Below are 2,009 nucleotides of genomic sequence, written 5' to 3'. Positions count from 1 at the left end.
GTGCGCGGCACGTTCCTCATCGACAAGGAGGGCGTCGTCCGCTTCGCCGAGGTGAACCAGCCCGGTGAGGCGCGCGACCAGCAGGCCTGGAAGAACCGGGGCGACCCGCGAGCGGGTAGGTGGGCCGCAGATCCGGGTCGAGAGACTGCTCGGCGCGATGCTTGGGCAGGGCTCCCGCGAGGCGTGCTTGGCGGCGGGCTTCGGCGAAACCGGCTCGGGCGGCCCGTTGCTCGGTGCGTGTCGTCTTGCGAGGTACGAACAGCGGGGAGGCGGTGGCGCGGGTGCGGGGCATGATCGTTTCTCCAGGTGAGGGGTGGATCAGCGGCGGACGAGGCCGGTGAACGGGGCGTGCAGGTCGGTCGGGGTGGCGCGCCGCCGCACGAGATGCGCGGTGCGCTGGTGGCGCTGGCAGATGGTCAGTACCGGTGCCCCCTCCGGATGGCCGGCCTGGCATGCCTCCGGTTCGGGGATCTCGCCGGAGTCCGGCCGGGGCGCCGCGTGGTAGGCGGCGTGGAGGTGCTCGGCGGCCTGCCAGATGCGGGTGCGGGCGGTGCGAAGCTGGTCGCCCTCGATGGCGACGAGCTGCCCGGTGCGACCGGCGTGGGCGTCGAGCAGCCCGTACAGCGAGACGAGGTGGGCGTGCAGGGCGTCCAGCTCGGCGCGAGTGGTGACCAGCGGGCCGCCCGGGAGGTTGAGTGCGCGGTGGAAGTCGAGCGCGGCGGTGGCGAAGGGCACGAAGTCCTGCGCGGTCGGGCTGGCGGTGCGGGACATGAGGGTGCTCTTTCGGAGGGGAGGATCAGGCGGCGAGCGCGAGCGGCAGGGCGGCGGCGGTGAATGCCTCGGCCTGCTGCCAGGTCAGGGGCCGCAGGTCGAGCTGGGCGCCGACGGCGGCGGTCTCCACGACGGCGCAGGCGGTGCGCAGGTCGTCCTCGGTGTCGGCCGAGACGGTCAGCAGACCGGTCAGGGCGACGTCGGCGTGCCCGGCGATGAGCTGGCGTTCGCGGGACTTGATGTCCTGGTACTCGATCGAGTCGGCCTCGGAGTCGACTTGGCCGCGCCGGGCGCGCTCGGCGGCGTCGGCGATCACGCTGGACTTCTTGCGCTGTACGTCGCGCAGGGCGGCGTCGAGGCTCTTCGGCTCGTAGGAGAGCGACAGCGTGCGCCGGACGCCGCCGGTGAACAGGAGCTGGTGCAGGAAGCCGGCGCTGGTCTCGGTGCGCGGCCAGTTCTCCGACCCAGTAGGTGGCGTGCACGGCGGAGTCGGTGGCGATGTGGTCCGCCTTTTCGACGACCACGACGGGGCCGGCGGCGGCGGGCTCGGCCTCGGGGCGACCGGCCGTGGACCAGCGGTCGAGTGTCGCCAGCGCCTTCGGGTCGTAGGAAGTACGCACTACGGCGGCGATCTCGCGGGCGGTGAGCCAGCCCGTCGGGGTGAGACCGGCGGTCCGCGCCGCCTGGTCGAACGTGGAGGTGAGCTGGGCGAGGACGCTGAAGGCCCCGGTGAGACCGCCGCCGGCCTGGTTGATCAGCCGACGGGCCGCCTTGGTGTCCAGGGACACCGCGACGTACGCCTCGTGCGGGGCGGCTGCGGGGCCGGCGCTCTGGATCAGTTCGTTGTAGATCGCGCCGGCCATCGGGGTGTCGGGTCGGCCGTGCTCTTCCCAGTAGCGGCGCAGCGCGTCGCCGGAGTCGGGGATGGTGCGTTCGATCACCTGGATGCGGGCGATCTGCCCGGTACGGGCGAGGGCCGCCAGCGCGCGTCCCCAGCCGCCGACGTTGGCCTGCTGGGTGCCGGGGTCGAGCAGGGCGTAGGCGCGGGAGGAGACCTTGACCACCGCGGTCAGCGTTCCGGTGTGCGGGTTGTGGACGGCGCCGTACTTGCCGTCGGGAGCGGTGGTCACGCGCAGGCTGGCAGCGGTGCCGGGAAGGTGGAGCAGTCCCTCGCGGGTCGGCCGGCGGGAGGGCCGGGTGAGCCAGACGAGCTGGCCTCGCATCCGGCGCAGCGCGTA

2 protein-coding genes and 2 pseudogenes are annotated in these 2,009 nt (G+C 73.5%); 1 reads left to right on the top strand and 3 read right to left on the bottom strand.

Features of this window, described 5'->3' with window-relative positions:
* Positions 1-93 (top strand): annotated as a pseudogene (locus ABZ863_RS35565) (peroxiredoxin); the annotation flags it as partial.
* A gap of 225 nt (positions 94-318) precedes the next feature.
* Here the strand turns inward: ABZ863_RS35565 and ABZ863_RS35560 are convergent.
* The 3 genes and pseudogenes from ABZ863_RS35560 to ABZ863_RS35550 all read right to left on the bottom strand — a co-directional run.
* A complete protein-coding gene (locus tag ABZ863_RS35560; protein ID WP_358544170.1) occupies positions 319-771 on the bottom strand; it encodes a DUF6238 family protein in 453 nt (150 codons plus the stop codon).
* Between the two features lie 25 nt (positions 772-796).
* Positions 797-1,183 (bottom strand): SCO6880 family protein, encoded by a 387-nt coding sequence (locus ABZ863_RS35555; protein ID WP_358544173.1) that lies wholly within the window; start codon positions 1,181-1,183, stop codon positions 797-799.
* Positions 1,184-1,292: 109 nt separating this feature from the next.
* Positions 1,293-1,994: pseudogene (locus tag ABZ863_RS35550) on the bottom strand (SCO6880 family protein); the annotation flags it as partial.
* Between the last annotated feature and the right edge of the window lie 15 nt (positions 1,995-2,009).

This window comes from Saccharomonospora sp. NPDC046836, assembly GCF_040645195.1.
GTDB lineage: Bacteria > Actinomycetota > Actinomycetes > Mycobacteriales > Pseudonocardiaceae > Prauserella_A.
This window is presented reverse-complemented; position numbering and strand designations above follow the sequence as displayed.

What these genes read in the sequence shown, in the direction of transcription:
- ABZ863_RS35560 (WP_358544170.1), bottom strand. Translation starts at nt 771, where the DNA reads ATGTCCCGCACCGCCAGCCCGACCGCGCAGGACTTCGTGCCCTTCGCC.